The organism is Microbacterium sp., from assembly GCF_035277845.1.
Lineage (GTDB): Bacteria > Actinomycetota > Actinomycetes > Actinomycetales > Microbacteriaceae > Microbacterium.
Genome location: NZ_DATEJS010000026.1, coordinates 1 through 7267, shown reverse-complemented (window position 1 = coordinate 7267; position 7267 = coordinate 1). Strand labels below are relative to the sequence as shown.

At 70.9% G+C, this 7267-nt stretch carries 5 protein-coding genes; all 5 read right to left on the bottom strand.

Going from position 1 to position 7267, the window contains the following annotated elements:
- Positions 1-1007: dihydroorotase (locus tag VJR25_RS00845; RefSeq protein ID WP_324111540.1), on the bottom strand; the 1007-nt coding region annotated here is incomplete at its 3' end.
- Between the two features lie 2 nt (positions 1008-1009).
- The gene (locus tag VJR25_RS00840; protein ID WP_324111538.1) at positions 1010-1963 is read right to left on the bottom strand and encodes an aspartate carbamoyltransferase catalytic subunit; all 954 of its coding nucleotides are present in this window, start codon (positions 1961-1963) and stop codon (positions 1010-1012) included.
- Complete coding sequence (pyrR, locus tag VJR25_RS00835; protein ID WP_324111542.1) at positions 1960-2547, bottom strand: bifunctional pyr operon transcriptional regulator/uracil phosphoribosyltransferase PyrR; 588 nt, start codon at positions 2545-2547, stop codon at positions 1960-1962. Before pyrR ends, VJR25_RS00840 begins: the two co-directional genes overlap by 4 nt.
- A gap of 133 nt (positions 2548-2680) precedes the next feature.
- Positions 2681-4258 carry a Rieske 2Fe-2S domain-containing protein gene (locus VJR25_RS00830; RefSeq protein WP_324111536.1) on the bottom strand — a complete coding sequence of 526 codons (1578 nt, stop codon included), beginning with the start codon at positions 4256-4258 and terminating at the stop codon, positions 2681-2683.
- 70 nt (positions 4259-4328) lie between these two features.
- Positions 4329-7262 (bottom strand): DEAD/DEAH box helicase, encoded by a 2934-nt coding sequence (locus tag VJR25_RS00825; RefSeq protein WP_414683694.1) that lies wholly within the window; start codon positions 7260-7262, stop codon positions 4329-4331.
- Positions 7263-7267: the final 5 nt, after the last annotated feature.

Below are 7267 nucleotides of genomic sequence, written 5' to 3'. Positions count from 1 at the left end.
TGGTGGACGACGCGCAGTGCGGACTCGAGGCCCACCATGCCGTTGGCCGCGGCGGGCCATTCGCACGTCTTCGCCTCGGCCGGGTGCGGCGCGTGGTCGGTGGCGACGATGTCGATCGTGCCGTCCGCGAGGCCCTCGCGCACCGCCTGCACGTCCTCGTCGCGGCGCAGCGGCGGGTTCACCTTGTAGCGCGCGTCGTAGCCGCGCACCAGCTCCTCGCTCAGCAGCAGGTGGTGCGGGGTGACCTCGGCGGTGACGTCCACGCCGCGGCGCTTGGCCCAGCGGATGATGTCGACCGCTCCCGCCGTGGACAGGTGGCACACGTGCAGTCGTGACCCGACGTGCTCGGCCAGCAGCACGTCGCGGGCGATGATCGACTCCTCGGCGACGGCGGGCCACCCGGCGAGGCCGAGCTCGGCCGACACGCGGCCCTCGTTCATCTGGGCGCCTTCGGTCAGGCGCGGGTCCTGCGCGTGCTGGGCGACCACGCCGCCGAACGCCTTCACGTATTCGAGGGCGCGCCGCATGATCAGCGGGTCCCAGACGCAGAAGCCGTCGTCGCTGAACACCCGCACGCGGGCGCGGGACGACGCCATGGCGCCGAGTTCGGCGAGTCTCTCCCCCTTCTGCCCGATGGTGACGGCGCCGATCGGCTGCACCGTGACGAGCCCGGCGGCCTCGCCGAGGGCGAGCTCCTGCTCCACGACGCCGGCGGTGTCCGCGACGGGCGACGTGTTGGGCATCGCGAACACGGCGGTGTAGCCGCCGGCGGCCGCAGCGCGCGATCCGGTGAGCACGGTCTCGGAGGCCTCGTAGCCGGGCTCGCGCAGGTGCGTGTGCAGGTCGACGAGACCCGGAAGGGCGATGAGACCCGCGACGTCGACGACACGGGCGTCCGCGGCATCCAGCCCGGCACCGACCGCGACGATCCGGCCGTTCTCGACGCGGATGTCCGCGGCGTCGCCGCCCTCGACGCGCGCCCCGCGGAACAGAAGGTTCTCGGTCATCGTCACTCCTCGTTCTCGTTCGACCCGGACAGCAGCAGGTACAGCACCGCCATGCGCACGGACACCCCGTTGGTCACCTGCTCGAGCACGGTGGAGCGCGGCGAGTCGGCCGCCTCCGACGCGATCTCGAGACCCCGGTTCATCGGGCCCGGGTGCATCACGATGGTCTCGTCCGGCAGCGCCGCCAGACGGTCGGTGGTCAGGCCCCACGTGCGGGCGTACTCGCGCTCGCTCGGGAAGAAGGCGGCGTTCATACGCTCCAGCTGGATGCGCAGCATCATGATCGCGTCGGGGGCGTCGGCGACGGCGGCATCCAGATCGAAGCCGACCTGCACCGGCCAGTCGCTGACGTCCTGCGGCACCAGGGTCGGCGGCGCGACGAGGGTCACTTCGGCGCCGAGCGTCTGCAGCAGCCACACGTTCGAGCGCGCGACCCGCGAATGCAGGATGTCGCCGACGATCGTGACGCGCATGCCCTGGAGGTCGCGGCCGCGGCTGTCCGCGCCGTGGCGGCGCTTGCGCATCGTGTAGGCGTCCAGGAGCGCCTGGGTGGGATGCTCGTGGGTGCCGTCGCCGGCGTTCACGACGCCGGCGCTGATCCAGCCGCTCGTCGCGAGCGTGCGCGGGGCTCCGGAGGCCGCGTGCCGGATGACCACGGCATCCGCCGCCATCGCCTGCAGCGTCTGGGCGGTGTCCTGCAGCGACTCCCCCTTGCTCACGCTGGAGCCCTTGGCGGAGAAGTTGATGACGTCCGCGGACAGGCGCTTGGCGGCGGCCTCGAACGAGATGCGGGTGCGCGTGGAGTCCTCGAAGAAGAGGTTCACGACGGTCTTGCCGCGCAGGGCCGGCAGCTTCTTGACCTCGCGCTGCTGGGTGTGGGCCATGTCCTCGGCGACGTCGAGGATCCGGATCGCCTCGGTGCGGCTGAGGTGCTTGGTGTCGAGCAGGTGCCTCATGAGCCGATCGTCACCTCGTCGGCGCCGTCGATCTCGGCGAGGTGCACGTTGACGCGCTCCTCGCGCGAGCTCGGCAGGTTCTTGCCCACGAAGTCGGGGCGGATCGGCAGGTCCCGGTGCCCGCGGTCGACGAGGGTCGCGAGCCGCACCACGGAGGGGCGGCCGATGTCGTTGATCGCGTCGAGCGCGGCGCGGATGGTGCGACCGGAGAAGAGCACGTCGTCCACCAGCACGACGGTCTTGCCGTCGATGCCGCCGGCGGGCATCTCGGTCGGGTGCGGTGCGCGCGTGGGATGCCGGTGCAGGTCGTCGCGGTACATCGTGACGTCGAGCGCGCCGACCGGGACGGGCGAGCCGCCGATCTCGCTCAGCAGCGTGGCGACGCGGCGGGCGAGGGTGACGCCGCGCGTCGGGATGCCCAGGATCACGAGTCCCTCGGGGCCCTTGTTGGACTCGAGGATCTCGTGCGAGATCCGAGTCAGGGCTCGGTGGATGTCGGCTGCATGCAGCACGGTGCGTGTGCTCATCCGACGCTCCCTTCTGCGCCTCTCGGACGCGGTTAAAGGTTGCTGTGGTGAGCCCAGTCTAGTCGCCGGGGCCGGTCGATATCGGTATCCCAAACCGGCGTCCGAGAGAGTGCGCCGGGCCCGTTCCCGTCCGAAAGCGCCGCCTCCGCGCTGGGAGACGACGCTATCGGACAGGAACCCGCGCGGCCCGTCAGGAGCCGGCGATGATCGCAGCCTGCTCGAGATCGCCGCTGTCTGCGACGGCGGAGCGGATCGGATGGCCCTGCGTGCTCAGGCACTTGCCGGATGCCAGATCCCACTTCCAGTCGTGCATGCTGCAGGTGAGCACGCCGTCCTCGATCCTCCCGGTCTTCGACAGGTCGGCCCGCAGGTGCGGGCAGCGCCTCTGCACGACCCAGCCGCCCAGCTGCACGTCCTCGGTCTGGTCGGTCTGCTCGGAGTACCAGTTCTCGACGTACTCGATGCGATCGGCCGAGAGGCACTTGAGGAAGGTCGTCAGGAACTCGTTGAACTTGCCGCTGCGGCCGACCTCGAACTGCATCGACAGGAAGATCGAGTTCGACCAGTCGATCTCGCGGTCGCGGATGTTCGTCGAGACGAGGTCGGCGGGGATCGTGTACCAGTAGATGCACTCCTCGCCCGCGTACTCGCGGACCTTCGCCTTCGGGAAGTCGACGACCATGTCCAGCTCTCCGATGCGGAAGCGGACGTTGCCGCCCACGCCGAGCCGGATCGTGCGGGACTTCTTCAGAAGCGGCTCCCACCACTCCTTGATGATCGCGAGCATCTCGGCAGGCGGCAGCACCTCGGCACGGGATGCCTCCTCGGACTGGATCTCCGCCTGGCGCGTGTCGCGCTGCTCGGCGAGGTAGTCCCACTTGTCGTCGAAGACGCGGTCGATCTCGGCCTCGGTGTACAGCGTCTGCGTGACGACCACCTCGCCGTGGTCGATGTCCACCTGCGTGCCGGGCAGGAACTCGTAGCCCTTCTGCTCCGGGCGGTGCTCGGCCATGTGCCGCAGGAACTGGCGCTGGTCGGTGAAGATCGCGTCATCCTGCTCGCCCCAGCCGTTGAAGCGGAAGAGCTCCTCGCGCAGGAACATGGGCGGGCCGGCCATCGGGAACACGTGCTCCGCGTCGACCTTCTCGACGTAGTACATGGCGCGCTTGTTCTGCGCGTCGCGCTTGAGCTTCGCGAAGTTCTGCTTCGCGTCCTGCGGCAGGTCGTAGACCATCGGCCACCAGATCGCGCCGGAGACCTGCGTGAAGTACGCGTCCGGCTTGGAGAACGACAGCAGCTTCTCGAGGTCGAGCGGGTGCGAGTCGTTCTGGTTCAGGATGCTGGCGGTGCCGTCGTCGACCGACAGCGACGAGTCGCCGATGGGGCCGTCGCTCGGGGCGCGCAGCGGCGTCACCATGATCGTCACGTCGCCGAAGTCGATCGGCACGCCCGCCTGCGTGTAGACGATGTTCTCGTACCCGAGGGCCCGGATGTCCTTCTCCAGGTCGTCGGTGGGGTACTCGGGAAGCAGCACCCGGATGTCCGTGGAGACGTACCTGCGCAGCAGCGCCGGGTCGAAATGGTCGCGGTGGCGGTGCGAGATGTACAGGAAGTCCGCCTTGCCGAACCGCTCCCAGTCGAGGCCGCGGTTGTCGGGGAACGGGAACCAGGAGCCGTAGAAGCTGGGGCCGATGACCGGGTCGCAGATGATGCTGCCGCCCTTGGTCTCGATGAACATGCCCGCATGTCCGAGGCCGGTGATTCGCATGGTGTGTTCCTCCCGTGTCTGGCATCCCGAGTCTACGTGGCGCTCCTCGGGGCACCCGGTCTGCTCGCCGTCACGCCTCGAACAGCCCGCGGATGTCGTCGGCGTCCAGCGCCTGCGCGAACAGGGCGTCGTCGTCCATCACCGACTGGAACAGCCGCGCCTTGCGTCGCTGCAGTTCGAGCACCTTCTCCTCGATGGTCCCGGCGGCGATGAGCCGGTAGACGAAGACGCTCCGTTCCTGGCCGATGCGGTGCGTGCGGTCGACCGCCTGCGCCTCGGCGGCCGGGTTCCACCACGGGTCGAGCAGGAACACATAGTCCGCCTCGGTGAGGGTGAGGCCGAACCCGCCGGCCTTCAGGCTGATGAGGAAGACCGGGGCGTCGCCGTCGCGGAAGCCGTCGACGGTGCCGGCGCGGTCTCGCGTGGAGCCGTCGAGCCGGGCGTAGGGGATGCCGGCATCCTGCAGGCGGTCCTCGGCGAGGTCGAGGAAGGACGTGAACTGGCTGAACACCAGCGCCCGATGTCCCTCGGCCGTGAGATCGGGCAGCTGTTCCAGCAGGGCGTCGAGCTTCGCCGACGGCATGTGCGCGTGGGCGGGGTCGATGAGCTCGGCGGACAGGCTCAGCATGCGCAGCAGGGTGAGCGAGCGGAACACGATGAACCGGTTGCGGTCGAGGTCGTCGAGAAGGCCGAGCACCTTCTGGCGTTCGCGCTGCAGCGTCGCGTCGTACAGCGCACGGTGTGCCGGACGGAGCTCGACGAGCAGCTCCTGCTCCTGCTTGGGGGGCAGGTCGGCGGCCACGAGCTCCTTGGTGCGGCGCAGCATGAGGGGTCGGATGCGGCGGCGCAGCCGGGCGAGCCGCGCCTGGCGGTACGCCGCGCCCTCCTGGTTCTCCGGCACCTTGCCCTGCTCGATCGGCCCCACGTACTCCTCGCGGAACCTCCGCGCCGAGGCGAACAGGCCGGGCGCGGTCAGCGAGAGCAGCGCCCACAGCTCGGTGAGGCTGTTCTCGAGCGGCGTGCCGGTGATCGCGAAGACGGCATCCGCCCGCAGCGCCTTCACCGCGCGGTGCAGCTTGGTGCGCGGGTTCTTCACGAACTGGGCCTCGTCGAGCACGAGCGCCGCCCAGTCGACGGCGGCGAACTCGTGCTCGTCCAGGCGCGCGAGCGTGTACGACGTGACGACGAGGTCCGCGGATGCCGCGGCATCCGGCACCGACTGTCCGCGCTTGGCGCTGGTGGCGTCCAGCACGCAGACCCGGAGACCGGGCACGAAGCGGGCGGCTTCGCTGCGCCAGGTGCTCAGCACGGAGGTGGGGGCCACGACGAGGAACGGTCGCGTCTCCCCCGTCTCCCGTGCGTGCTGGATCATCGCGAGCATCTGCAGCGTCTTGCCGAGCCCCATGTCGTCGGCGAGGATGCCGCCCAGCCGATGCCGCCAGAGGAACGCGAGCCAATCGAAGCCCGCCTGCTGGTACGGACGCAGCTGCGCACGCAGCCCGTGCGGGGGCGCGGTGGGCGCGATGCGGTCGACGTCCCGCAGCGCCTCCGCGGTGGCCCGCCACGACACGGCCGGCCGGGACTCGTCGGCGAGGTCCTCGAACTCCTCCCAGAAGTCCACCTGGTACCGGCTGACCCGGATCGACTCGACCTCCCATTCGACGAGCTCACCGGCCTCGTCGATGAGGTCGCGAAGCTGCTGCAATGCCGGGTGAGCGAGCGAGAAGTACCCGCCGTCCGCGAGGAGCATGTTCTTGCGACGCAGCGACAGCGCCGTGAAGAGCGCGCCGAACGGGATGCGGCGGCCGTCGATCGTGACGATGACGCCGAGGTCGAACCAGTCGCGGTCGGTCGACTCGACGGTGGACACCGTGATGTGCGGGGCGTCGGTGAGTTCGCGGTAGTCGGGGGCCGTGCCGGTCGTGACGACCGTGACCCCGTCGAGCGCCTTCAGCGCCGGGACGACGTCCACCACGAAGCGGGCGGCGTCCACATCGTGCAGCAGACCGGATGCCGCGAACGGCAGGTCGCTCGCCGCGTTCCACGCCGACTCGACCTCGGCGCGCAGCGCGGCCTCGGCCGCGGGATCGCGCTGCTCGTCGGACGGATCGGGCGCGTAGGCGGCGCCGCGCGTGCCGTAGCGCCAGCGCAGCAGGTGCTCGAGCGTGTGCCCGGGCTGATGGCCCACCTCGAGCACGAGTCGGGGCGGAGCGGGTGTCGGCAGCTCGAAGCCGGGCCCCGCCGTGACGCCGCCGGTGCGCTGCAGCCGCGGAAGCGCCGTGCGCACGAACTCGTCGACGTCCGCGCCCGGCACCTGCACCTCCCGACCGGTCGCCAGCACGGCGGACGCGGTCGGGCTGAGCGGCGCCGGGGCCAGGGTGAGCGTGAGGTGCGGCCTGTCCGGGGTGAACGCGTAGATCCCGGTGCGTCCGACGGGTCGCACCTCGGCGGCATCCCGGTCTGTCCCGTCGATCCGCACGCGCGGGACCAGCCGCAGCCCGCCGTCGCGGCCGCGGCCGACTTCGAGGGCGACGGATGCCTCATCCGCCAGCACGACGGTCGCGTCCTTCCGGGTGCTCACGAGCGGCACGCCGAGCGCCTCCGCGGTCAGCAGGTGCGGCCACAGCAGGGTGGATTCGGCGGTGTCGAGCGTGAGCCAGTCGGACACGTCCATGAACACCGCCCCGGCGCGCACGTCCCGCGCGATGCTGTACAGCTCGGCCATCCAGCGGGCGTGGGCGTCGTCGAACGGGCCGCCCGGGCGGCGCACCGCATCCCACGACACCTGTCCCTGGATCCAGCGCCGGGTGCTCGGGCTGCGCATGAGCGGGCGCAGCCCGACGAGGAGGCCCGTGGCAACCGCGGCGAGGCCGCGCGGCGAGACGGCCTCGACGGTCGGCGGGGCCCAGCTGCGTGCCGAGCGCTGCACGCGGTGGCGCAGTTCGACGCCCAGAGCGAGCGGATGCTTCGGCGCCGTTCCCGCGCCCGCGGGCGCTGCGGGCACCAGGT

What these genes read in the sequence shown, in the direction of transcription:
- VJR25_RS00840 (WP_324111538.1), bottom strand. Translation starts at nt 1,963, where the DNA reads ATGAGGCACCTGCTCGACACCAAGCACCTCAGCCGCACCGAGGCGATC.
- VJR25_RS00830 (WP_324111536.1), bottom strand. Translation starts at nt 4,258, where the DNA reads ATGCGAATCACCGGCCTCGGACATGCGGGCATGTTCATCGAGACCAAG.